The organism is Methylosinus sp. Sm6, assembly GCF_019802345.1.
GTDB lineage: Bacteria > Pseudomonadota > Alphaproteobacteria > Rhizobiales > Beijerinckiaceae > Methylosinus.
Genome location: NZ_JAINDZ010000010.1, coordinates 100,468 through 125,046 on the forward strand (window position 1 = coordinate 100,468; position 24,579 = coordinate 125,046).

General features: G+C 67.7%; 19 protein-coding genes. 7 read left to right on the forward strand and 12 right to left on the reverse strand.

From position 1 onward, the window contains the following. Window positions 1–20 precede the first annotated feature (20 nt). Complete coding sequence (mdoH, locus tag K3F48_RS09105; RefSeq protein ID WP_222575112.1) at window positions 21–2,258, reverse strand: glucans biosynthesis glucosyltransferase MdoH; 2,238 nt, start codon at window positions 2,256–2,258, stop codon at window positions 21–23. After that, the gene (locus K3F48_RS09110; RefSeq protein WP_222575113.1) at window positions 2,246–3,784 is read right to left on the reverse strand and encodes a glucan biosynthesis protein; all 1,539 of its coding nucleotides are present in this window, start codon (window positions 3,782–3,784) and stop codon (window positions 2,246–2,248) included. The genes mdoH and K3F48_RS09110 overlap by 13 nt, the downstream gene beginning before the upstream one ends. A gap of 353 nt (window positions 3,785–4,137) precedes the next feature. Between K3F48_RS09110 and glmU the strand changes: the two genes are divergently transcribed. Beyond that, complete coding sequence (gene glmU, locus K3F48_RS09115; protein ID WP_222575114.1) at window positions 4,138–5,508, forward strand: bifunctional UDP-N-acetylglucosamine diphosphorylase/glucosamine-1-phosphate N-acetyltransferase GlmU; 1,371 nt, start codon at window positions 4,138–4,140, stop codon at window positions 5,506–5,508. Between the two features lie 53 nt (window positions 5,509–5,561). Here the strand turns inward: glmU and K3F48_RS09120 are convergent, their stop codons facing one another. Beyond that, window positions 5,562–6,698, reverse strand: coding sequence for a ceramide glucosyltransferase (locus tag K3F48_RS09120; protein ID WP_222575148.1), 1,137 nt, complete (start codon window positions 6,696–6,698; stop codon window positions 5,562–5,564). Window positions 6,699–6,904: 206 nt separating this feature from the next. Between K3F48_RS09120 and gltX the strand changes: the two genes are divergently transcribed. Beyond that, window positions 6,905–8,251: a glutamate--tRNA ligase gene (gene gltX / locus K3F48_RS09125; protein ID WP_222575115.1), complete on the forward strand. Its 1,347-nt coding sequence runs from the start codon at window positions 6,905–6,907 to the stop codon at window positions 8,249–8,251. Window positions 8,252–8,271: 20 nt separating this feature from the next. On the opposite strand, the gene K3F48_RS09130 is transcribed toward gltX, so the two are convergent. The 6 genes from K3F48_RS09130 to K3F48_RS09155 all read right to left on the reverse strand — a co-directional run bounded on the left by K3F48_RS09130 (window position 8,272) and on the right by K3F48_RS09155 (window position 13,345). Then, complete coding sequence (locus K3F48_RS09130) at window positions 8,272–9,453, reverse strand: PA0069 family radical SAM protein (protein ID WP_222575149.1); 1,182 nt, start codon at window positions 9,451–9,453, stop codon at window positions 8,272–8,274. Between the two features lie 568 nt (window positions 9,454–10,021). Continuing rightward, window positions 10,022–10,759 carry a trans-aconitate 2-methyltransferase gene (locus K3F48_RS09135; protein WP_255608767.1) on the reverse strand — a complete coding sequence of 246 codons (738 nt, stop codon included), beginning with the start codon at window positions 10,757–10,759 and terminating at the stop codon, window positions 10,022–10,024. Between the two features lie 8 nt (window positions 10,760–10,767). Next, window positions 10,768–11,499 (reverse strand): cytochrome c biogenesis CcdA family protein, encoded by a 732-nt coding sequence (locus K3F48_RS09140; protein WP_222575116.1) that lies wholly within the window; start codon window positions 11,497–11,499, stop codon window positions 10,768–10,770. 136 nt (window positions 11,500–11,635) lie between these two features. Beyond that, entirely contained in the window at window positions 11,636–12,553 is a 918-nt protein-coding gene (gene lepB / locus K3F48_RS09145; protein WP_222575117.1) for a signal peptidase I, read from the reverse strand. A 32-nt stretch (window positions 12,554–12,585) separates the two neighbouring features. After that, window positions 12,586–12,810: a hypothetical protein gene (locus tag K3F48_RS09150; protein ID WP_222575118.1), complete on the reverse strand. Its 225-nt coding sequence runs from the start codon at window positions 12,808–12,810 to the stop codon at window positions 12,586–12,588. Continuing rightward, window positions 12,800–13,345 (reverse strand): RNA polymerase sigma factor, encoded by a 546-nt coding sequence (locus tag K3F48_RS09155; protein WP_222575119.1) that lies wholly within the window; start codon window positions 13,343–13,345, stop codon window positions 12,800–12,802. Before K3F48_RS09155 ends, K3F48_RS09150 begins: the two co-directional genes overlap by 11 nt. Before the next feature lie 195 nt (window positions 13,346–13,540). Here K3F48_RS09155 and K3F48_RS09160 point away from each other — a divergent pair, with 195 nt between their 5' ends. Both K3F48_RS09160 and phhA read left to right on the forward strand, forming a co-directional pair. Then, on the forward strand, window positions 13,541–14,911 hold the full coding sequence (locus K3F48_RS09160) for a tryptophanase (RefSeq protein WP_222575120.1): 1,371 nt from the start codon (window positions 13,541–13,543) through the stop codon (window positions 14,909–14,911). 155 nt (window positions 14,912–15,066) lie between these two features. Further along, window positions 15,067–15,954 carry a phenylalanine 4-monooxygenase gene (gene phhA, locus K3F48_RS09165; RefSeq protein WP_222575121.1) on the forward strand — a complete coding sequence of 296 codons (888 nt, stop codon included), beginning with the start codon at window positions 15,067–15,069 and terminating at the stop codon, window positions 15,952–15,954. Between the two features lie 15 nt (window positions 15,955–15,969). Here phhA and K3F48_RS09170 read toward each other — a convergent pair whose 3' ends face one another. Genes K3F48_RS09170 through K3F48_RS09180 form a run of 3 tightly spaced genes read right to left on the reverse strand, consistent with a single transcriptional unit; the run spans window position 15,970 to window position 20,222 of the window. Beyond that, window positions 15,970–17,841, reverse strand: coding sequence for a glycosyltransferase family 4 protein (locus K3F48_RS09170; protein ID WP_222575122.1), 1,872 nt, complete (start codon window positions 17,839–17,841; stop codon window positions 15,970–15,972). Window positions 17,842–17,874: 33 nt separating this feature from the next. After that, window positions 17,875–19,284 carry a glycosyltransferase family 1 protein gene (locus tag K3F48_RS09175; RefSeq protein ID WP_222575123.1) on the reverse strand — a complete coding sequence of 470 codons (1,410 nt, stop codon included), beginning with the start codon at window positions 19,282–19,284 and terminating at the stop codon, window positions 17,875–17,877. Window positions 19,285–19,322: 38 nt separating this feature from the next. After that, a complete protein-coding gene (locus tag K3F48_RS09180; RefSeq protein WP_222575124.1) occupies window positions 19,323–20,222 on the reverse strand; it encodes a PIG-L deacetylase family protein in 900 nt (299 codons plus the stop codon). 416 nt (window positions 20,223–20,638) lie between these two features. Between K3F48_RS09180 and K3F48_RS09185 the strand changes: the two genes are divergently transcribed. From K3F48_RS09185 to K3F48_RS09195, 3 genes are all read left to right on the forward strand, one after another. Next, window positions 20,639–21,625: a GNAT family N-acetyltransferase gene (locus K3F48_RS09185; RefSeq protein WP_222575125.1), complete on the forward strand. Its 987-nt coding sequence runs from the start codon at window positions 20,639–20,641 to the stop codon at window positions 21,623–21,625. A gap of 229 nt (window positions 21,626–21,854) precedes the next feature. Then, on the forward strand, window positions 21,855–22,676 hold the full coding sequence (gene bcsS, locus K3F48_RS09190) for a cellulose biosynthesis protein BcsS (RefSeq protein ID WP_222575126.1): 822 nt from the start codon (window positions 21,855–21,857) through the stop codon (window positions 22,674–22,676). 220 nt (window positions 22,677–22,896) lie between these two features. Next, the gene (locus K3F48_RS09195) at window positions 22,897–24,579 is read left to right on the forward strand and encodes a glycosyltransferase (RefSeq protein ID WP_222575127.1); all 1,683 of its coding nucleotides are present in this window, start codon (window positions 22,897–22,899) and stop codon (window positions 24,577–24,579) included.

A 24,579-nucleotide genomic window follows, 5' to 3' on the forward strand; every position in this document is an offset into this window, starting at 1 on the left:
GAGCCGGGACGGGGGAAGCGTCAGCTCGCCTGCCGCTCGTTCCCCGCCCGCGCCGCAGCGTCGCGCTCCGTGGCGAGCGGCAGACGCGCCAGCATGCCGATCAATGCGCGGTCGCCGAGCACCACCAGGCGCTCGCGGCGATCGAGCCAGTCGACCGCCTGCTCCAAAGTCTCGGCGTCGGCGAGCTTGGCTTCGGCCATGGCGCGATCGGCGGAAATCTGGCCGCGCACGCGCGGCGGCCGGGCCGGCAGCCAGTCCTCGTGCAGCGCGCGCAGCTCCGGATCGGCGTGAATGGCGAGGAGGCCGTTCACATCGTCCTGTCCGGAGCGGGCGAGCAGGCGGTGCAGCGCGCGGCCGCGCCGGGCGATCGGCGGCGTCCTCGTCTCCTCGGGCGTCACCAGCACGCCGGCGCGGCGGAAGACGAGGCCGAGCCAGCGCTGGCCGGTGATCCAGGAGATGACGATCGCCAGAATGAGGCCGGCGATGGTCGGCGACATCCAGGCGACGAGCGAGGGCGAGATCATGAGGCCCGCGACCAGCGTCAGCAGGCCGAGCGCCACATGCGACTGATGCCGCTTGACGATGTATTTGAACGGCACCGAGCCGTCGTCGCGCCGCTGCGGGTCCCAGCCGGTGTCGAAGCCGAACAGAATATGGAACACATGGCCGGTCTGGATCAGCATCATGATCGGCGCGAACAGCGCCGACATCAGCACTTCGAACAAGGTGGAGACGAGCAGCATGAAGACGCCGCCCGAGCCGCGCCGCGTCTTGGCGTCGATGAGCGCCAGCGCGAGGCCGAAGGCCTTGGGCGCGAGCAGGATCGCCATGGTGAGCGCGAACAGCGCCAGTGAGCGCTCGGCGTCGAAGCGCGGCCACACGGGAAACAGCGTGAACTGCGAGGTGAAATATTCCGGCCGGAAATAGCTCGCCTGGAACACGAGCGCGATGCCGACGAGCAGCTGACAGAGCCACAGCGGCGAGGTCAGATAGCCGAATATGCCGGTGAGGAAATGCTGGCGCGAGGCCCAATGGAAGCCGCGCGCCCAGAGCACCCGGGAATGCTGCAGATTGCCTTGGCACCAGCGCCGGTCGCGGATCGAGAGGTCGATCAGCGAGGGCGGGCTCTCCTCATAGGAGCCGTCCAGCGTCGGCATCATATAGACGGCGTAGCCGGCGCGGCGGATCAGCGCCGCCTCGACGAAATCATGGCTGAGGATGTGCCCGCCGAAGGGCGGGCGTCCTTTGAGGTCCGGCAGGCCGCAATGATGGGCGAAGGCTTCGGTGCGGATAATGGCGTTATGGCCCCAGTAATTGCCGTCGCGCCCCATCCATTGCGAGAGGCCGGCGGCGATGACGGGCCCATAGATGCGCGCGGCGAATTGCTGCACGCGCGCGAAGAGCGTGTTGCGGTTGATGATCAGCGGCAGCGTCTGGATGATGCCCGCGTCCGGGTCCGCCTCCATCGCCGCGGCGAGGCGAACGATGGTCTCGCCGGCCATCAGGCTGTCGGCGTCGAGCACCACCATCTGCTCATAGGCGCCGCCCCAGCGGGTAACGAAATCGGCGATATTGCCGGCCTTGCGGCTGATGTTCTTCTCGCGCCGGCGGTAATAGACCCGCGCCTGCGGCCCGAGCCGGCGGCGCATGGCGATGAACGCCCGCTCCTCGGCGATCCAAATGTCGGGATTGGTGGTGTCCGAGAGGAAGAACCAGTCGAAATTCGCGCCGAAGCCGGTCGCCTCGACGTCCTGCAGGATGGCCTGCAGCGCGCCGAACACCCGGCTCGGCGCCTCGTTGTAGATCGGCATGACCACGGCCGTGCGGGCGTCGAGGCGCTCCGGCATGGACGGCGGGCGGCGCGAGGCGAGCAGCGCGAAGAAGCCGACGACGGCGCTGGAGAAGGCGAGGGCGATCCAGGAGAAATTGAGCACGAACAGCGCGAGCAGCGCCCATTTCAGCGTCGTGACGCCGCCGACGTCGATGACGCGATACATCTCGTGGCCGCCGTAGACGGTGAGCGCCAGCCCGCCGCCGAAGGTGACGAGACGCGAGATCCAGGGCGTGCGACGCAGCGCCGGCGCCGCGAGCGGCCGCCGCTTGCGCGCGTCGAAGCGCCACAGCGATTGCGTCGGCATGCCGAGCCGACACTCGCGCGGCATGGGCGGGGCGGCGGCCGGATCGGCGGCCGGCGCAGCGGGCGTGTCTTCGGCCGGCGGCGCCGGCTCGACCAGAGGGAGGGCTGCTACTGCGTCCATCTATAGAGCCAGGTTTCGCTGAGCGGCTCGTCGCCAGACCGGAGCACGAGGCGCATCTCGCAGAAGGTTTCGCCGGCCGGGTCGACGTCGAAGACGACTCGGCAGGTTTTCGCCTGCGGATTGCAGAAGGTGCGAATGTTCGTCGCCGATCCGGGCGAGGTGGTCAAGGCCGCTCGGACAGTGGCCGTGCGCTGCGGATCGGCGAGAGGCTCGCCTACGAACACGACGATAAAGCGGCGCATTTTGGGAACGGGCGAGCGCCCGCCCCGCGCCGTCGCCGCAATGGCCAGCGGCGGGCGGGCCGGCGGATTCCAGCACCAGAACTGCCGGTAGGCGAAGGTCGCCTCCTTGCCGACGGCGAATGCCTGCTTGGGCCGCCAATAGGCGACGATATTGGCGTTGATCTCGGATTCGGAGGGGATCTCGACGAGCTGCACCGACCCCTCTCCCCAATCGCCGATCGGCTCCACCCAGAGCGAGGGGCGGCGCTCCCAATGCTGCACATCGTCCTCATAGGCGTCGATGTCGCGCTCGCGCATCAGGAAGCCCAGCCCTTTTGGATTGGCGTCGACGAAGGCGGATATCTGTAATGTGTCGCGGTTGGAGACCGGGCGCCACAGCCATTCGTCTTTTCCGGTCAGCATCTGCAGGCCATTGGTCTCGGCGACGGCCGGCCGCACGTCGTCGGTGCGGCGGTGGTCGAGCGGCGTGAACAGAGAGGACGCAGCGGCTCCGGCGAGGCCGAGGTGGTCGATCGCCGCGCGCGGAATCAGCGTCATCTCGGTGTCGATCAGCGTCGCCTCGCCGGGGCGCAGGGTGAAGCGATAGGCGCCGACCACGCTCTGCGATTCGAGCAGGGCATGGATGACGAGGGCGTTGTCGGCGAGGGTCGGCTTTTCGATCCAGAAGACGCGGAAGGCAGGAAACTCCTCGCCGCGCGGATCGGCGGTGCGGACCGAGAGGCCGCGGGCGGTCACGCCGAGGGTCTGGCCCGGCGCCACGGCCCGATAGAAGCTCGCGCCCTGGAACAGAGCCAGCTCGGTATCGCGGCCATCCTCGCGCCGGCCGAGCACGCGAAAGCCGGAGAAGCCGACGTCCGGCGCCTTGTCGCCGACCTTCAACGCGCCGTAGTCGAAGCTCGCCTGGTCGTAAGCAACGCGCCGGGCGAGATTGTCCTCGACCACGAACAGCTCGACCGAAGCGGCGAATATGAAGCCGCGGTGCAGCGGCTCGAGCGAGAAGCCGCGGTTCTCGCCGCTCCATATGGCTGCGCCGGGCCGCGTCTTGATGCCGACATATTGCTCATAGCCGAGATTGGCGAAGGGCTCGCGCAGATCGGTCGGGGGCGGGGCGAAGGGACGCTTGGCGACGGCTCGGGCGATGTCGAGCACCGCGTCGCGGTTGAACGGGACGGGCGCGCCGGGCGCCGGCGCGGCGGGCGCGGTCTGAGCCGCTCCGCGGCCCGGCCCGACGCTCGCGGCGAGAGTGGTCAGGGCGGCTTTCAGGACGTCTCTGCGTTCGAGCATTGGGAGGCCGGAATTCGGGCTGGAATCGGTAGATTGGAGGAAGCGGCGCGGGCGCCAGACGGGTATACCCGAAAGATCGCGGATCGGAATGCGATTCTTTGCTCGTTGGTCGCGTGATCGAGAGGCTTGCGGCCTGGAGCGCTTTCCGATCGAACGGAATCGTTCGATCGATCAGAATTCGCTCCAAATCAAAAAAAGCTGGAGCGATTTTCGATCCATTCGGATCGGAAACTGCTCTAGTGTTTCGGAATGAGGCTGCGAGAGGGCCCCCTCCCCCGATTCGCGGGAGCAGACGGGCGGGGCTCCGCAGTCGACCCTGAGCCTTCGGGCTCGCACGCACATGCGCGGACGCCATGACAGAAGACAAGCGATCGACCGGACGACGCGCTCTCGCCGTGATCCTGGCGGCGGGCGAGGGGACGCGCATGAAATCGCGCCGCCCCAAGGTGCTGCACGAGGTGGCCGGGCGCTCCATGCTCGCCCATGTGCTGGCGGCGGTCGAGGCGGCGGGCGTCGCGGCGGCGGCCGTGGTCGTCGGCGGCGGCCGCGAGGATGTGGCGGCCGAGGCGCGCCGGCGCAGCCCCGGCGCGCGGACCTTCGTGCAGGAGCGCCAGCTCGGCACCGCCCATGCCGTGCTGGCGGCGCGCGACGCCATCGCCGAGGGCTATGACGATCTGATCGTGCTCTTCGCCGACACGCCGCTCGTCTCCCCGGCGACCGTCGCCGCGTTGCGGGAGGGGCTCGCCGGCGGCGCGGGCGTCGCCGTTCTCGCCTTCGAGGCGGAAAATCCCTTCGGCTATGGGCGCGTTCTGCGCGGCGCCGATGGCGGGGTGCTGGCGATACGCGAGGAGAAGGACGCGAGCGAGGCGGAGCGTCGCGTCACGCTCTGCAACGCCGGGCTGATGGCGATCGACGGCGCCAGGGCGCTCGCCCTGCTCGAGGGAGTCGGCTCCGCCAATGCGCAAGGAGAGTTCTATCTCACCGATGTCGTCGAGCGCGCCCGGGCGGCGGGCTCGGCCACGCGGGTCGTGCTCGCGGAGGAGGAGGAGGTGCTCGGGGTCAACGACCGGGTCCAGCTCGCCCGGGCCGAGCAGATCGCGCAGCAGCGGCTGCGCCGCACCGCGATGCTCGGCGGAGCGACGCTGATCGCGCCCGAGACGGTCTTCCTCTCCTTCGATACGGAGATCGGCCGGGACGTGACCGTCGAGCCGCATGTGGTCATCGGCCCGGGCGTCTCGATCGGCGACGACGCGACGATCCATTCCTTCTCGCACCTCGAGGGGGCGAGCGTCGGCGTCGGCGCGCAGATCGGGCCTTATGCGCGGCTGCGGCCGGGGGCGCGGCTCGCGGCCGCAGCCAAGATCGGCAATTTCGTCGAGATCAAGGCCGCCGACATCGGCGAGGGCGCCAAGGTCAATCATCTGAGCTATGTCGGCGACGCCACGGTCGGCGCCCATTCCAATATCGGCGCCGGCGTCATCACCTGCAATTATGACGGCTTCTTCAAATATCGAACGGTAATCGGCGAGCGCGCCTTTGTCGGCTCCAATTCGGCGCTGGTCGCCCCGGTCGAGATCGGAAGCGGCGCCTATGTCGGCTCCGGATCGGTGATCACGCGCGACGTCGCCGCGGATGCGCTCGCGGTCGGCCGCGCGCGGCAGATGGAGAAGGGCGGCTGGGCCAGCGCTTTCCGCGCCGTGCAATCGGAGAAAAAGAAGGGCTGAGGGGAGCGCCGGACGCCCGCCCTCCCCGCGCAGGGAGGGCGGGCGCGCCCTGTTCAGCCCGTGGTCTGCTCTTCCTGCTCGCGCACGGTCATCGCATTGCCGTGCCAGACGAAATCGTCGAAGAGGCAAGCGTCGACGAACATCACCGGCAGCAGAATGTCGCGCGTCAGATTTGCGAAGGGGCTGCGCCAGGAGCGCCGCCAGCCGGCGACGCGGGCCAGCGCGAGCTCCGCGCCATAGAGCGTCGCCAGAATGGCGGCGGCGACCAGCGGCACGCTCACATCGAGCAGATGGGCGGCATAGGCACCGGTCAGCACCGGCGCGAAGCTGCCGTTCATGAACTCGGGCGCGAAATAGGCGGGGAAGGTCACGCGCCGCAGCCGCGCCCAGCGCACATGGCGCGAATAGACCTCATGCGCGGTGCGATGGCCGAGCGGCTGCTCGAACGGCATGTCGACGAGCCGCACCTTCATCTTCTGCGCGCGGATGATCTTGGTCGAGGCGGCGTCCTCGGCGATCTCGGCGCCGAGCGCTCTGATGCCGCCGGCGCGCTCCAGCACCTCGCGCCGCCACATCATGTTCTTGCCCTGGGCGAAGCCGATGCCGACCGCCTCGGCGCCATACTGCCAGCGCGCCTGGAAGGTGTTGAGGAAGGCGCATTCGACCTCGGCCCAGAACCCCTCGGGCCGCGAGCCGATCGGCATGGAGATGACGAGCGCCGTGTCGTCCCGGAAGGCGGCGAGCATGGTCTGAATATAGTCCGGCGGCAGCAGCGCATTGGAGTCGGCGAGCACGACCCAGGCGTGGCGCGCGGCGTCCCAGCCCTTCACGCAATTGTTCAGCTTGGGGTTGGCGCTTACATAATCATCGCCGACCAGGAGGCGCGCCGGAATATGCGGATGCGCCGCGATGAGCCGCTCGACGAGGCCGATCACCGGGTCATTGGCGCATTGGACGCAGAACAAAATTTCGTAGGACGGATAATCGAGCGTGAAGCTCGAGCCGAGCGTCTCCTCGCTGAACGTCTCGAGCCCGCGCAACGGCCGCACGATGCTGACCGGCGGCGGCGCCGCAGGAACCGGCAGGGTGCGCGGGCGGGCGCGGCATCGGAAGGCGGCGATGGCGATGGCGGCGAGGTTGAGCGTTACCATGGCCGCGCAGAGCGCGGCGCACGCATAGGCGGCGATCATCATGCGTTATCTCTGCCTGTCACTTGCGGGAGTCGAGAGAGAGCGGGGTCGGGGCGGCCTCGGGACGGCGCCGGCGGCGCAGGCCGGGAGCGGGCCATTGCGATATTCCACCTGACAATTCCTTCGGGTCTTGGCAAAAGGGCGGCGGCGCGAGAATCTTGTCGCGTCGCGCGACGCCTCCCGTTTCCTCCTGCCGAACTATGGCCATGACCTCTCCGATCGTTCGCTTTGCGCCGTCGCCGACGGGCCGCCTTCACATCGGCAATGCGCGGCCGGCGCTGCTCAATTACCTGTACGCGCGCGCCCACAATGGTAGATTCGTGCTGCGTTTCGATGACACCGACGTCGCGCGCTCCTCGGAGGAGTTCGCGCAAGCGATCGAGGTCGACCTCGCCTGGCTCGGAGTCGCGCCGGATATGACGCTGCGCCAGTCGCAGCGCGTCGCGCTCTATGAGTCGGCGGCGGCGGCGCTGCGCGAGGCCGGGCGGCTCTATCCCTGCTACGAGACGGCGGAGGAATTGGAGAAGCGCCGCAAGCTGCAGCAGGCGCGCGGCCAGCCGCCGATCTACGACCGCGCCGCGCTGCGCCTCTCGGCGGAGGAGCGCGCCCGGCTGGAGCGCGAAGGACGGCGCCCGCACTGGCGTTTTCGTTTGGAGCCCGGCGTGGTCGAATGGCGCGATCTCGTGCGCGGGGATTGCGCGATCGACTGCGCCTCGCTGTCCGACCCCGTGCTGCTGCGCGAGGACGGCAGCTTTCTCTACACGCTGCCCTCGGTGGTCGACGACATCGATCTTTGCATCACCCATGTGATCCGCGGCGAGGACCATGTCACGAATACGGCGGTGCAGATCCGCCTGTTCCAGGCGCTCGCCCCGGGGCGTCATCCGCCCGTCTTCGCGCATCACAATCTGCTGGTCGGCTCCGGCGGCGAGGCGCTCTCCAAGCGCAGCGGCGCCCTGTCGATCGGCGCCTTGCGCGAGGAAGGATATGAGGCGCTGGCCGTGGCCGCGCTCGCGGTTTTGACCGGCTCCTCGGATAGCGTGCATCCGATCCGCTCGCTCGACGAGCTCGCGAAGGAATTCGACCTCGCCCATCTCTCGCGCAACGCCGCGCGCTTCGATCCCGCCGACCTTCGCCCGCTCACGCACCGCACGCTGGCGCGGCTCGACTATGAGGATATGCGCGAGCGCCTGGAGGCGCATGAGATCGTCGGATTCAAGGCCGAGCCGTTCTGGCGCGCGGCGCGGGGCAATCTCTCGGCCTTTTCCGATGTGCTGGACTGGTGGCGGGTGGTCGAGGGCGAGATCGCCCCTCGCCGGGAGGATGAGGAGCTTCTCGCCGCAGCGCTCGCCTCGCTGCCGCGGGAGCCCTGGGACGAGACGACTTGGAGCGCATGGACCGCCGGGCTGAAGGCGAAGACCGGCCGCAAGGGCAAGGCGCTGTTCCACCCGCTGCGGCTGGCGCTGACCGGGGCCGAGAACGGGCCGGAATTATCGCTGCTGCTGCCGCTGATCGGCCATGCGCGGGCGGCGGCGCGGCTCGCGGGCGGCTGACGGCCTTTCAACGGCAGTCGCTAAAACAGGCTGAGCTGCTCCGCTCCACAGCGGGGCGGACGAAACAGGTCGGAGCGCAGCCGCGTATGGGCGAAGCCGAGCCGGGCCGCAGCGACCTGGAATCTCCGCCCGATCATCCAGGCGTACGGCCCCTCCCCCGTCATGCGCTTGTCGAATGCGGGGTCGTAGAGCTTGCCGTCGCGCGCCGAGCGCACGAGCGAGAGGACATGCCGGGCCTTGGCCGGAAAATGCGTGACCAGCCATTCGCTGAACACCTCCCGAAGCTCGAGCGGCAGCCGCAGCATCACATAGCCCGCTTCCCGCGCGCCGGCCGCATGGGCGCGGGTCAGTATGGTCTCGATCTCGGCGTCGTTGATCGCCGGAATGATCGGCGCGACCAGCACGGCCACCGGGATTCCGGCCGAGGCCAGCTGCTCGATCGTGGCGAGACGCCGCTCGGGCGAGGCGGCGCGCGGCTCCATCGCCCGCGCGAGACCCGGATCGAGCGTCGTCACCGAGATCGCCACTTTGACGAGTCCTTTGCGGGCCATGGGCGCCAAGAGATCGATGTCGCGCGCGACCAGAGAGGATTTCGTCACGATGCCGATCGGATGATCGGCGCGGCTCGCCACCTCCAGCAGGCCGCGGGTGATCCGGTAGCGCTTCTCGACCGGCTGATAGGGATCCGTATTGGCGCCGATCGCTATGGTCTTCGGCGAATAGCCCGGCGCGGAGAGCTCCCGCTCCAAGAGCTGCGCCGCCCCCTCCTTGACGAAGATCTCGGTCTCGAAATCGAGGCCGGCCGAAAGGCCCATGTAAGCGTGGCTCGGCCGCGCATAACAATAGACGCAGCCGTGCTCGCAGCCGCGGTACGGGTTCACCGAGCGGTCGAAGGAGATGTCGGGAGAATCATTGCGGGTGACGATGGTCCGCGCCCGCTCGGCGTGAATATTGGTGCGCAGCGGCTCGGCCTCCTCGAGCGTGCCCCAGCCGTCCTCGGCAGGCACGCGCCGCTCGCGCTCGTAGCGCCCGCTCTCGTTCGACAGGGCGCCGCGTCCGCGCCGCCGCGCCGGATCGACGATCGGGCGCTCCTCGGCGGAAAAATCGACGGCCGCGCCGATCGCCTCGCGGCTGAGCCGCGCCGCGCCCCGCCAATCGGCCTGTTCCGCTCGTTCGACCAGCCGTTTCGCAGCGCTCGCCATGATGCTCGCCATGCTCACCTCCCGCGCCGTCCGCGTCGAGGGCCCGCGATCGACGATGCGCCGCGAAGCGACGCTCGGCGCGCGACGACCACGGGCCCGACGCGACTACGCTCCACTACTGACGACTTTTAGGGGACTTGTTTACTCTGAGACGGAACATTTACCGAACAAGGGAACGTATACGGAACACGCTGGCCGCGGTCAAGCGCCGTCGGCGCAATTTTTTCACGCCGCGGGCGACCGCGTCATTGTCCAGTCACGAGAGCTCGCTATTTCTGGGAACAGAGCAACCGACGGCGTCACAGCCGCGGCGGCTCGAACGCCGGGCCGGAGGTACGTCCGGCGTTTTCTTTTTCAGGCGGCGTGTGCATTTTCTGGACCCGCTCGCCCCAGGGCAATCGGGTAGAGGACGAGCCCCCATCATCCTCGTCCTGAGGAGCCCGCGAAGCGGGCGTCTCGAAGGACGGCGACGGCTGAAACCTTTGCTTGCGCCCCGCGGCCGTCCTTCGAGACGGCGGCTCCTCAGCAGACGAGGGTTGGGGCTTTTATCCTTCACCCGATTGCCCGCTCAGGGCTTGACCGCGGTCGCCAGAGTGTCGACGCCTTCGCGATATTCGACGCGGACGTCGGCAAAGCCCAGCGCCGAGAGGCGCTCGAGCGCGGGCGTCAGATACATGATGTGCTCGGGCGATTCGTCGCTGAAGAGATGCGCGATCCAATCCTCGAGCAAATCATAGCGGCCGATCGCCCCGAACTTCTGGAACCAGAGGCGCGCTTCCGCTTGCGTCGCGGAAAGATGCGCGGCGCGGTCGTCCATCGCATAGCGGTCGCCATTGACGAAGAGGCCGCCGGGCTTCAGCGCGCGGAACGCCGCGGCCAGAGTCTCCTGGCGATAGTCATCCAGAAAATTGTGAATCGCGTAATTGGACGTGATGACGTCGAGGCTCGCCTCCGGCAGAGCGCGCAGGCAGGACAGCGCGTCGGCCTCGACGAAGCGCACGCGGCCCGCCTCGACATAGCCGGAAAGATGCGCGCGCGCCTGATCGAGCATTTTGGCCGCGCTGTCCACGGCGGTGAGACGAAGATCGTCGCGGAAGGCGAGCAGCGGCAGCGTGCTCACGCCCGAGCCGCAGCCGATCTCGACAGCCTCGAGCGCCTCGCCCTCGCGCCAGCCGGCGACGCGCTCGGCGACGCGGCGGGCGAGCAAAGCGGCGTTGGGACAGATCAGCTCCAACATCCGATATTCGGCGCCGATCGGTCCGGTGAAGAGATTTTCGTCGACGGGTCGGGACAGGGGGCGGGACATGGGCGAGCTCAGCCGAATTGCGCGAGGCCGGGGAAGGTCTGCAGCAGCCAGAACGACATATTCTGCATCGCTCCTGTCAGGAAGGCGAGGCCGGTCGCGACCAGCAGGACGCCGACGACTTTTTCGACCTTGCCGAAATGTCGCTTGAAGCGCTGCATGAAGCCCATGAACGGCCCCATCGCCGCCGCCGCGGCGAGGAACGGCAGGCCGAGTCCGGCCGAATAGACGGCGAGCAGAGCCGCCCCTTTCGCCACAGTCTCCTGCGAGCCGGCGACCGCGAGAATGGCGGCGAGAATGGGCCCGATGCAGGGCGTCCAGCCGAAAGCGAAGGCGAGACCCATCACATAGGCGCCGAGCCGGCCGACCGGACGGCCGACCTCGAGGCGCTTCTCGCGATAGAGCAGGCCGATCTTGAACAGGCCGAGGAAATGCAGCCCCATCACGATGATGGCGACGCCGGCCGCGATCGACAATATTTCGAGATTGGCGCGCAGGACCTTGCCGAACACGCTCGCCGTCGCGCCGAGCGCCACGAACACGGTGGAAAAGCCGGCGACGAACAAAAGCGCGGCGATCAGCACGTCGCGCCGCGCGCGCGGCTTGCCCCCGGCCGTCAGCTCCTCGAGGGTCGCTCCGGCGATGAAGGTGAGATAGGGCGGCACCAGCGGCAGCACGCAGGGGGAGAGGAATGAGAGAACGCCCGCCGCGGCGGCGGCGGGAAAGGTGACGTCGGCCGCCATGGGAACTCCTCGCTTCGCGCCGACCTTGTGCCATAGGCGGAGCGCCGACGCAAAGCGCGTGATCGAGGCGAGCCGACCTCGGCGCGCGCCGACCTCTATCGTCGCCGGCGCCGCTTCCGTCCAGCCAAAGCGACTGCTATTCGATCGTCATTCCGATGCGCTCCCAGCGCACGCCCGAAGGCCCTGTCGAGAACCAAATCTGCCGCGCCTTGCCGACGAGATCGGCGAGCGGCACGAAGCCGAAGCTGCGCGAGTCCCTGGTCTCGTCGCGGTTGTCCCCGAGCACGAACACCGCCGCCGGCGGGACCACCCATTCGGCGTCGGGGACGATATTTGCCTTGCCCCATTCCACGCGCCACTCGCGCGCGTCCGACTGCTCGCGGACCACGATCCGATCACCCTCGATCGCTTCGGCGCCCGAGATGCGCGCGCCATTGACGAACAGCGCGCGGCCCCGCAGCGCGATATGGTCTCCCGGCAGTCCGATCACGCGCTTGATGTAGTAGAGCGTGCGATCGTCCGGGTAGACGAAGACGCCGGCGTCGCCGCGCGACACGCGCCCTTTGCACAGCGGACAATTGTAGCGCATGTCGACGAAGAAATAATCGCCGCGCAGCAGGGTGGGCGCCATGCCGTCGGCCGGAGTGGTGAAGGACCGCACCAGATGCGCGTTCACGCCGCTGACGAGACCAAAATAAAGCGCGGCGTTGCCGAGGAGAAGCAGCAGGGCGTAGAGTCCGCCGACCTGCCACTCGCGACGCGGCGCAGGCTCCGCGCGCGCCTCTCGCCAGGCGTCGACGATCGAGGCCGCCCAGATGCCGAGGGTGAGGAGCGCCACCGCCGCGAGCAACGGCGCCATCAGCCGACTCGGCGCATAGAGAGTGGCGAGGACGCCGGCGGGCGCGCCCGCAAGCGCAAAAGCGAGGAAGGTCCACAGCGCCTTGTCGAGCGCGCCATTGTGGAGCTGACCGAGCCCGGGCAGCGCAAGCGACAGCAGCGCGGCGACGACCGAGCGCCGTGGCGTGGCGTTTAAGAGCGAATTGAGGCCTGTCATGTGAATGCTCCATTGCGGGAGGATGGATCGCGTCACTGCGCGACCGCGGCGATAAAGGCGAAGACCGCGAATTCGCCGGCGAACAGCGCGCCGCACAGAGCGCTCGCGGCGAGAGCGACGAAGCGCCAGAGGGTGAGCGGTCGCGGGGCGGGCGCCTGCCGGCTCTCCCGCGCCAGAGCCGCGACTCGCCGAGCGAAATCCGGCGGAGGCCGATGCCCCGCGGCGGCGAAGAATGGGTCGAGGTCGTCAGCCATCATCCATCTCCACTATTCGTCTGAGCTTCATTCGCGCACGATGAAGCCGCAGTTTCGCGGCGCCCGGCGAGCAGCCCTCGAGCCGCGCGATCGATGCGAGATCGAGACCCTCGTCGTAGCTCGCGGCGAGCAGGCTGCGCTCGGCGGGCGCGAGCCGTTCGAGCGCGGCGGCGAGCAGCGCGCGTCGTTGCTTGTCTTCGAGCACGGCGTCCGGACGCGGCTCTTGTGAGGGCGCGTTCAGCGCCTCGTCTTCGTCGAATGTCTCGCGCCGGCGCGACGCCGCGCGGAGATGGCCGAGCGCCAGATTGCGGGCGATCGCGAGTATCCAGGTCGACGCCGCTCCACGCTTCGGATCGAAACTCCCGGCGTTGCGCCACACGCGCAGGAACGCCTCCTGCGCAATGTCTTCGCTGGTTGCGGCGTCGAGGCCCATGCGGCCGAGAAAGCCGAACACGCGGCCCTGCTCCGCCTCGACCACGCGGGCGAAGGCGACGCCATCGCCCATCGCCGCTCTGCAGAGATTTGAGGTGCTGTCCAAGGCGCCGCTCCGGTTCCGCGTCTTATACCGGCGGCTAAGGAAAAGGTTACCGGCGCATCGTGACGGCGACGGACGTCGTGACGCCGTGAATCAAGCAAGGCGACGCCGGCGCGGTCCCGCCGACAAAAAGCTTGGCGGAAATTCAAGCGACCCCACAATTCTCCGATATTCCCGGCCTCGGACAAGGAGAGAACGATGCGCACCATCATCGAGCCGTTCCGCATCAAGATGACCGAAGCTCTGCCGATCACCACGCGAGCGCAGCGCGCCGAAAGGCTCGCCGCGGCGCATTACAACCTCTTCCTGCTCGACGCCGACGACGTCACCATCGATCTTCTGACCGACAGCGGCACGGGCGCCATGTCGGACCGCCAATGGGCGGCGATGATGCAGGGCGACGAGAGCTACGCCGGCAGCAGATCCTGGCGCCGCTTCGAAGAGACGGTGCGCGAGATCACCGGCTTTTCCCATATCTTCCCGACGCATCAGGGCCGCGCCGCCGAGCGCATCCTCGCCGCGACGCGGCTGAAGCCGGGCGACATCGTGCCCAACAACAGCCATTTCGACACCACGCGCGCCAATATCGAATATGTCGGCGCGACGGCCGTCGACCTGCCGACGCCAAAGAGCCGCGACATTCATTCGGACGAGCGTTTCAAGGGGGACATGGATGTGGAAGCGCTGGCGCGGCTGATCGAGCGCGAAGGCGCGGCGGCCATCCCCTTCTGCATGATCACGGCCACCAACAACGCCGGCGGCGGCCAGCCCGTATCGCTGCGCAACATGCGCGAAGTGAGGGCGCTGCTCGCGCGACATGGAATTCCGCTGCTGCTCGACGCCTGCCGCTTCGCCGAAAACGCTTATTTCGTCCAGCAATGGGAGGAGGGCCAGGCCGGGCGCCCGCTGCTCGACATCGCACAAGAGATGTTCTCGCTCTGCGATGGCGCGACCATGAGCGCAAAGAAGGACGGGCTCGCCAATATCGGCGGCTTTCTCGCCTGCAATGACGCACGCTGGGCGGAGGATTTCCGCAATCTGCTGATCCTCACCGAGGGCTTTCCGACCTATGGCGGCCTCGCCGGCCGCGATCTCGAGGCGATCGCCGTCGGACTGATGGAAGCGCTCGAAGAAGAATATCAGCGCTATCGCCACGCCACGGTCGAATATCTCGCATCGCGGCTGATCGCGCGCGGCGCGCCGATCGTGCGGCCGGCCGGCGGCCATGCGGTGTTTCTCGACGCCGCCGGCTTCTGCCCGCATCTCGCGCCCGCCGACTTCCCCGGCGTCGGCCTCGTCAACGCGCTCTATCGCGACGGCGGCGTGCGCGGCGTCGAGCTCGGCAGCGTGATGTTCGGCCGCAGCGGGGCGGACGGGAGCGAGACGCCGGCGCCGCGCGAGCTGGTGCGCCTCGCCTTCCCGCGCCGCGTCTACACGCAGAGCCATTTCGATTATGTGATCGAGACGATCGAGAGCGTCTTTGCCGATCGCGCCGCCATTCCGGCCTATCGCATCGTCTGGCAGGCGCCGTTCCTGCGCCATTTCACGGCGCGCTTCGCGCCCGCGTGACGCTTGCGCTCCGGCGACGCTAGACGCCGGAACGATCCGCGTAGCCCTCGTGATCTTCGCGCGCTGACGTGAGGCGGCCAGACACCTCTTTGCAGACGCAGACTGGACGCCATATCTCAATTCGAAGCCACTCCCGCCGCCCGCTGGAGAGAGCGATGCAGAGCGATCGCGACACGGCGCATCCGCCGAAGAACCGCTACGCCGACGCCCCCAAGCGCGCCGATTGGACCATCGACCAGGATTGGCGGTCTTATGGCGAGGCGGAGCACGACCGCTGGAATCGGCTCTACGCCCGCCAGATCGCGCTGCTGCCCGGCCGCGCCTGCGATGAGTATCTGACGGCGCTGGAGGCGCTGCGGCTCTCGCGGAGCGGCGTGCCGGATTTCGCCGAGCTGAGCCGACGGCTCGCCGCCCTCACCGGCTGGAGCGTCGTTCCGGTGTCGGGACTCGTCCCGGACGACGTCTTCTTCGACCATCTCGCCGAGCGACGGTTTCCGGCGGGCGCCTTCATCCGCCCGGAGGAGGAGCTCGATTATATCGAGGAGCCCGACGTCTTTCACGACGTGTTCGGCCACGTCCCGCTGCTCGCCAATCCCGTTTACGCCCGCTTTCTGCAGGCCTATGGCGAGGGCGGGCGGCGGGCGCTGGCGCGCGGGCAGCTCGCCGAGCTCGCGCGGCTCTATTGGCATACGGTCGAGTTCGGCCTCATCGCCACGCCCACGGGACTGCGCATCTTCGGCGCCGGCATTCTCTCGTCGCCGGCCGAGACCATGTTCTCGATCGAGGATTCGTCGCCGAACCGCATCGCCTTCGATCTCGAGCGAGTGATGCGCACGCGCTACATCATCGACGACTTCCAGCAGAGCTATTTCGTGATCGACAGCTTCCAGACGCTGCTCGACGCCTGCTATCAGGATTTCGGCCCGATCTACGACCGGCTGCGCGCGCAGCCGACGCTCGCGCCACATGAGCTCGCGCCCGGCGACCGGATCGTGACGCGCGGCGACTTTCATTATTTTCGCGCGAAGACGGCGGCGGCCTGATCCGGCGCCGCCTCCTCATTCGGCCGGAACCCGCGCCGCGCCTTGCCAGCTCACGAGCGCGCGCGCATCGAAGCGGAGCGTCTCGCGCAGCCGCTCCCGCAGCGGGACGCGCTGAATCTCGATGCGGCGCAAGAAAATCGCGAGATCGCGCGCATCGTCGGAGAGCCCGACCGCACGCGGCGAGCACACCGTCTTGTAGACGAACCGCAGCTCCAATGTGCGGCTGCCAGTTCGTCGGTGAATGTCGATCGTCCGGCTCTCCCAGACATGCGCATCGAAGCTCCAGCCAGCGACGAGCGCGCCATCCGCCAGCACATCGGTTTCCTGCCGGCGCCCGGGCGGCGCGAAGGGCATGAGATCGAGTCGGACGCGCAGACGCCGCATCGGCCGGCGCAAGCGCAGACGGATCGTCGAGATCGCGCCGTCATTCCAGACGCCGGCGTCCTCAACGACGTCCCATCCATCGCTCGCACAGCTCCAGCACTGCGCCGGATCGTGCAGCTCCACGAGCGAGCCCGGCGCCAGTCCCGCGCGAAGATCGGCGCGCACCGCGCGCTCGCGAGCAAGACGTCGACGCATGCCGGCATCCATCCATGATCCGATCCGGACCATGCTCGGCGCGCTCCCGCGCAACGCCTCGCGCTCCTGCTCATTCGCGGCCGCGCGCCGCAGCGGATGCGCGCGCAGGCCCTCGAAGCGCCGCTGCGGCCGCCGATGAGACGCAGCGAGCGCGACCACCGCCCCATATTCGCCGATCATGCGCCTTTCGTCGAAAAGCTCGACCGCACGCAAGCGCGCGCATCGACCCATGCGCTCCCGCAGGCGAGGATCGTCGCGCAGCAAAGCCATCGCATCGGCCAGCGCGGCCACGCAGTCCTCGCGCGAGACCACCGGCGACGGCGCCAAGATCCCCGACATGCGATCGATCTGCTCGGGCACGCCGTCGACCGCCGTGGCGATCACCGCCCGCCCCTTCGCCATCGCCTCGATGATCGAGAGCGGCATTCCTTCCGAATAGGAGGGAAGCACGAAGGCGTCGCAGGCTTCGAGCAGGCTCGGCACATCATCGCGCGGTCCGAGCGCGAGCACATGCTCGCCGAGGCCCTTGTCCGCGATCGCCCGATGGAGCGCGTCGACATCGCCGCTCACGCCGCCGCCGGCGAACGCGAGCCGCAGCTTCGTCAGCCGCCCGTGCGCGCGCAGCTGTTCGAACGCCTCGAGACAGAGCGTCTGCCCCTTGCGCGGCTCGATACGCGCAGCGCAAAGCATCAGCGTCTCATCGTCGCGCAGGCCGAGCGATCGGCGCGTCGCCTGTCGCGTTCCGAGCATGTCGAAATAGCTTCCCGGCCGGCTGTTGGCGACGACATGCTTCGGCGCGTCGATGGCCGGCAACAACGTCTCGAACCGGCGGCGGCTCGCCTCCGAGACGAAGACGATCGCGTGCGCCGCGCGCAGCGTCTCGATCGCCTTGCCGCGCAGCTCGGCGAAGCGCCGCACGCAATCCTCGGTGAGCAGATTGACCGAAACGACATAAGGAATTCCACGCGCCGCCGCGACCTGCTTCAAGGCCAGCAGCGACCAGATCTCGCCGCCATCCACGAGCAGGATCACATCGGGATCGACCGCGTCGAGCAGGCGCTGAGCGTCTTCGAGCGCGAAAGCGGCGCGCTGCGGATTGCGCTCGCAGACGCGATAATCGAGCACGGTGACGCCACTGGCTTCGATCTTCTTTCGCGACGCCGCGTTCTTCGCCTCGAAGCTGCAGGCGAAGCGGATGTCGAACGACGCCGCCATGCCGGCGACGAGCTGTTCGGCGACCCGGTAGGTTCCGCCCATATTGGCGTCATCGGTGACGATCAACAGCTTGTTTCGCATCGCGTCGCTCATGAAAGTCTCGCGGCAGGCAGTGGTCCGATCGGCTCAGGACACGGCGCGCAGCGCGCGCGTCGGTTCGGCCTCATACTGTCCGTCCGAGCCGGCGAGACGCCATGCGAAGGAGCCGAATTGATAATCTTCATGGCGAATGAGCTCGAACAGACCAGCGGCCGCGTCGCGCCAGCTCCGTCGCCGCGGCAGCGAGACGAGCCCATTGCGGCGCGCGCACGCCTCGCCGATGCGCGCCGCGAGGCCGTCGATGTCCGCGACGTCGAAATAGGTCGCCGCGTCGCCGCCGACCTCGCGAAACACGGGAATATCGCTCGCGATCGCCTGCAGTCCAAAATGCGTCGCCTCCACCAGAGGCAGACCGAATCCTTCCGCCACCGATGCGGCCACGAGCCGATGCGCGTGGCGATAGAGATGCGTGAGATCCGCCCCGCCGACCGCATCGAGCCAGAACAGCCGCCGGCCGAATTCTGCGTGCGACAGAATGCGACGCTCGAGCGCGCGCGTGTTCCAGCCGCGGCGCCCGACCATCACGAAGCGCGCGTCCACGCCGCTCGCCCAGGCGCGTTCGAAGGCGTCCAGCGAGATCGAATAGCCCTTCTTCGGCTCCAGCGTTCCGACGCTGAGGAAGAACGGCGTCTCGCTCGCGCAGATCGCGGCGACCTGCTCCGACGCGTCGCCCTCGGCGTCCGCATCGACGTCGGCGCCCGGATGGCTCCACCCGATTCTCATCGCGGGGTTGACGCGCTTGCCGCTCGCGATCACATAATCGAGAAATTCTTCCGCCGAACTGCGCGACACGGCGACCAGAGCGTCGCTGGCGATCGCGACCTTGTCGAACCAGACGGAGAAGGCCTCGACATTCTGCGGGTGAAACAATCCCGGATAGAGCAATGGATGAATGTCGTGCAGGATGAGAATATTCATCCCTCCCTCGCGCGAAACCTCGTCCATCACTCGTCTGCAGCCGCGCGCATCGTGCCAGGCGGCGTCGGCCATGACGAATTTGTCGCCCGCAGCGATCTCGACCTTCTCGCGCTGCGACGAACCATCGCAAGCGTAGAGCTCGCCGTCTTCGAACACGACGCCGATCCCCGCCCCCGCTTGCGTGGACTCGGCCGCGATCCGGCGCACCACACGCTGGATGCCGCTGACAAACTCGCAGCGGATCGTATTGGTCATATCGATGAGAAGACGCTCGCCGGCCGGCGCGGCGCGAGCGCGTCGAACCTCCGCTTCCACGGGCGCCGGATGCGCCGCCACGTCGACGCCGCGGCCGATCGCCGCGCCGCGCGCGCCGCTCAAAAGCCGCTCGCGCAATGTCGAGAAGCGGCGCGACAGCCGCACGCTTCTTTCCGATTCGAGGCTCACCACACGCTGCTCGAGTTCGCCGATCTCCTTGTGCAATTCGCAAGCGATATAGGAATTGATCGTGTGAGCGTTCATGTCGAGGCGCTTTCGTTTCGACTTTTGGCCGATATCGTTCAGACAAACGCAAACCATTTTCGCGACGCGCGCTCGAGCCCCAGCCGCTGCAGCGCCGCGCGCGCCGTGTCGGGCCAATCCGCCGCCGAGAAGCCACAGTCGAATGTCGAATAGAAAATGCGCCCGCCATTTGGGAGCGACCGAAAATCGCGAGTCCCGGCGCGGCGAAAGCGCTCCGCCTCGCAGCCGAACGATCGGAGCGTCTCGGCCTGGCTCGCATGCGCGCCCATCATCGCCGCCTTCATCCGCCGCTGGCGCGACGTCAGCTCGACGACGACGCCATCCTCGCCGTCGCAAAAGCGCTGAGCGACGAATGATACGCCGTCTTCGGCGAGATGATAGAACGGCATCTCGATCAGCGCCGGCGCGCGCGAGCCGAGCAGCTGCGCGGCGGCCGCGACGCAGAAGGCGACGCCGTCGTGATCCGGATGGCCGCCTTCGAAGGCGTGAGTGAGAACGATACGAATGCCGAGGCGGTCGAAGATCGAAGCAAGGCGGCGCGCGGTCGGCGCGAGGGAATGGCAGACGCCCTGATCGGCGAGGCCGAGCGCAATAATGCGGCTCGCATCGACGCCGGCCACGGCGAGCGCCGCGCGCAGCTCCCGCGCGCGCGCCGCGCCATAGTCTCCTGCCGAGGCGAAGCCGGCGCGCAGAGCGTCCACGCCATTGCGCGGCGCGCCATCCGTGATCAGCATCACCGACGCCCCTGCGAGACGCGACAGGCCGGCGCCGCAGCCGATCGTCTCGTCATCTGGATGGGCGACCACGATCGCGACGTCGCGCGCATCGATCGTCGCGCTGGTCTCGATATCCGCGAGCTCGCCGAGCAGCGTGGCGGCGCGATCGCTCGCATTCTCCAGCGTGACGATTTCCTCTGGTTGCGCGACGCAGCTCGTCATCCCCTCGCTCCTCGAAATGGCGACTGCAGCGCAAGTCGCGCATCGGCGGCGGCGCGGCGTCATTGAAATCGTCGAAACGAAGCAGCAACAATGTCAATATCCACGACGAGATCGTGGTCGGGAAATAGGGAAAACTGCGGAGCCGCGGACATATCCCCCGCTGCACGGTACGTACGATCGGCGCGCTTTCGCAGCATTTTCCGCGAATGCGCATGCGCTGCTTATCGTCTTGACGATGACGAGCGCCGTCCGGCATAACTCCGACATTCCCGTCGCCGCATTCGATCATCATCGTCGAACGGCTCCGGCTCGGGCCGAGGACGTGTATTGTCCGCGCGTGTGCGTCGAAGCGAGTGCGCCAACGCGACGAGGAGCATCGCCATGCGCGAGAGGACGGACCGCCGCCAGCGGCTCGCATGCTGACGCGCGGCGCCTGGAGGGCGATCTCCGCCAGCGAATATAAGGTGATTTTCGACCGCTTCGGCGGCTCCTTCGGCGTGCATCCGCGCGTCGTGTCGCTGCTCGGCGCGCTGGCGTCGCGCGATGTGCGCTACGTCGCCTACGAGCACAAGGGCGAGTGGATCGCCGCCGTCCCGCTATGGGGAGAGCATGTCGTCGCAACTCATCTCGCTCTCATCGACTATGGCTGCCCGCATCTCATCGACATCGGCGATTCGGAAATCGTGCTGCCGCTCGCGCCTTGCTGCAGGATCGAGCTGCCGTTCAAGGCCGACCTCGTCTCGCCCCTGCATGCGGAACAGATCGCCAATCTCGGCCGCGAGCAGGATTTCGCCATGACCCTCGCCAAGGGCCTGCGCGGAGAGCGTGGATTGTCGACGAAGACGCAAGCGCGCAGGCGTCGCGAGCGGCGGCGCCTGCTCGAGGCCGGCGGCAGCTTCTCGCCCATCGCCGGCTTTTCGCCGAAGGAGATCGCCCAGACGTATAAGCGCCTGTTCGAGAGTCGCTGGGGCTTTTCGCCTCTCGCAGACGCACTGCTCGAGATCGTGCTCGCCGAGATCGGCGACATGCTGTTCGGCGACGTTCTGCTGATCGGCGGCGAGCCCGCGGCGATCGAATTGATCTATCGCAGCGAGACGCCGCGATTTCTGCTGGCGAACGGCGTCAATCGCGGCGTCGATCCACGCTTTCGCCAGTTTTCGCCCGGAGCGGCGCTGATGTTTCGCAATATGGAGCTGCTCGAGAGCGAGGCCGAGGCGAAAGGACGATCGCTGCGCTTCTCCTTCGGCCGCAACGACGCCGAATACAAGCAGCTCTGGGCGTTCGAGTCGATGGCCTATCGGCTCGCGGAGCCGACACGCAAGCGCATCTGGCCGCCAATGTTCGGCAGCCTCATGTCCCGCCTGCGCAGAAGCGGTCCGGCGACGACGCGTCGCGTCACCTGAAGGTTCTGTACAAATACTCGATCAGCTCCGGCTCGCGCGGAGTGCCGACGACGCGCATGAAGCGTATGCTCGATTATCGACGTTGGGCATTCGCGCGTCGGTCATCTCGAGCAGTTTGCGATCCGAGTGGATCGAAAGCGGCTCCAGCTTTTTTTGATTTGGAGCGAATCCTGATCGTTCGACGCCGTTCGATCGGAAAGCGCTCGAAGCGCCTTTCGGAGAGATCATCGTGAAACGGATTTGTCGTGCGGCCCTGCCGTTTTGCATCGGCATCGCGAGCTTGGACGCGAGCGCGGATTCTCTTCGTCCGCCGCCGGGGACTCCCGCGCCGCCGATCGCCCCCACGATCGAGATCACCTCGCTGTCGACCTCGACGACGCGGCGCATCTGGGATCAATATCTCGAAGGCACGCTCGCGCTGCAGAACGGCCTCGACCAGTCGGGCCCTCGCGCGCGGCTCGGGCTCGGCTTCGGCCGCTATGATTATCCGATCGCCGGAACCGACGTTCCGTTCAGCGATTTCGGCCTGCCGTGGCTCAGACAGTTCGGCAAGATCTCGGGGCGCTATCAGGAAGGCGCCTTTCTCGTCGGCTATGAGCTCGTCGGCGATCGCTATGCGCTGCTCGGCCTCGTCGGCGCGGGCGTGCAGCATCACTCCTTGTCGCAGCCCGATCCCGAGAATCCCGTGCGCGGAACGAGATGGGGCTTCAATGTCGTCGGCGAGGTGGACGCCTATCCGACGGATCAGACGATGTTCTTCGGCTATGGCATGTACAGCACGGCGTTCCAGAGCGCCTATATCGACGCGCGCCCCGGCTATCTCGTTTTGAAGCAATTCAATCTCGGAACGCTCCTGTCGGCGACGAATATCTATGTGGGCCCGCAAGGGATTTGGGACTCCAATCGCCACGAACGAATTTGGAAGGTGGGCGCGCATCTGACGATTTCCGAATTCGGTCCGTTCCACGCGACATTCGCCGGCGGTTACGCCTATGACAATTTCAACAGGTCCGGCGCCTACGGCCTGGTCGAGACATCCGTGCGATTTTGATGAAAGCCCGCGCGGGATGGCGACGGGTGGCGCGGACGCGAGTGTTCTGCGTCATCTGAATTGAAGGCCCGAAGGCGGCGTCGGCCGAGTCGAGCACGCGACCAGGGATCATCGATGCGCGCGCTGCATTCGCGCCGCGCCGCAATGGCGGACGGCCGCGGCGAGCGAGGTAGACCGAGACATTCCGCGTCGACGACTTTTCATAAATGGAGATTTGCATATGACGTTCGTCCCTGCCCGCGCCAAGCCGCGCCTGCTCGTCGCGACCGACGACGCCTCCGCCGGCGGCACGGCGCAGGTCGCCTATCAGATCGCCGCCGCCCTCGTCGGCGACTTCGATGTCCGCCTCGCCGGCCGGCGCAATGCAGTGAACGCCCACGCGCTCGACGCGCTCACGCGGCAGGGAGTGGCCTTCGTCGCTTATGACATCGATGAGGGCGCGCCCTGGCGCAATCCTTTGAAGAGCCTCTATTCGATCGATCAGGCGATCGATCTCTTGGAGGCGAGCGATCCCGATCTGCTGCTCACTTTCGACTCCGCCGAGTTGTTCTCCTTCGCCGCGCTCAAATCGACGGCGAAACAGTGCGGGATTCCTTTTGTCGCCGTCATCAACATATTACTGGAGAATGTCGAAGCTCGCTTCGGGTTCGGCTATGGCGCTCTCGTCGAGGCGCTGGCGAAAGCGGAGGCGATCGTCTTCGCCTGCGAGGCGCATCGGAGGCGCTTCGACACGGTTCTCCCCGATCATCCGGCGCCGCAGCGCGTCATTCTCAATTGCCGTCCGGAGCGTTTCTTCACGCCGCGCGATCGGCGGGCGCGCGAACGGCTGCGGCGGGAGCTCCAGCTGCCGGAGGACGCCTTCGTCTGCCTCACCACCGCGCGCATCGAGCCGCACAAAGGGCAGCATTTGATCGTCCGGGCGCTGGCGTCGCTGCAGCGGCGCGGTCTCGGCGCGGATGTGCGCCTCGTCTTCGCCGGGGGAGCGTCGGAGCCGCATCTGCGCGAGCTCGAGCGGGAGATCGCGCGCGGCGCGCTCGAGGATCGCGTGCTGACGCTCGGTCCGCGCGCCGATGTCGTCGATCTGCTCGATGCGAGCGACCTCTTCATCCTTCCCTCGAAATCGGAGGCGACGTCGCTGTCGATCATCGAGGCGATGGCCAAAGGCGTGCCGGTCGCCGCCACGGCGGTCGACGGCATCCTCGAGCTGATCGACGAGGACTGCGCCATTCTGCTGCCGCTCGATCCGGATGCGGCCGTTGTCGCCATCGCCGCGGCGATCGAGCGCTCGAGCAAAGACGAGCGGCTGCGCATGCGCCTCGCCGAGGCGGCGCGCGAGCGGGCGAACGGGTTTCGTGTCGAGCGCGCGGCGGCGGGCTATGCATCGCTGCTGCGCGAAATTGTCGAGCGGCGGCGAGCGGAGACATCGGAGCGCCGCTATCGGCGATCGATCCTCCCGACCGGCGGCGCGGTCGATTGCGCCAATCCGGCCGCCGCCTGGAACGTGCTGCAAGAGGGCTGGTCGATCAGCGAGGCGGAAGGCGTGTGGAGCAGCGGACCGTCGTCCACGCTGCTGCTGCGGACGAGCGCCCACAAAGGCGAGACGCTGCTGATCGAATTCGATATCTCCGCCTATGTGTCGCCGATCTGCTCCTGTCAGCAGAGCTATGTCTTCGCCGATGACGAGCCGGTCGCTTTCTGGCGCATTCTATCGCCCGGACGGCAAAAGCTCTCCGTCCGGGTCGAGGTCGTCGACGATTCGGGGCGCGTGCGGTTGCGCTTCGAGCACATGCGCGCGGTCAGGCCGGCGGCGTTCGGCGAATCGGCCGACCCGCGCGAGCTCGCGCTGTTCTTGCGGACTGTCACGGTGCGCGCGGCGAGGGAGGAGGCCTCCCGCGTCGCCTGA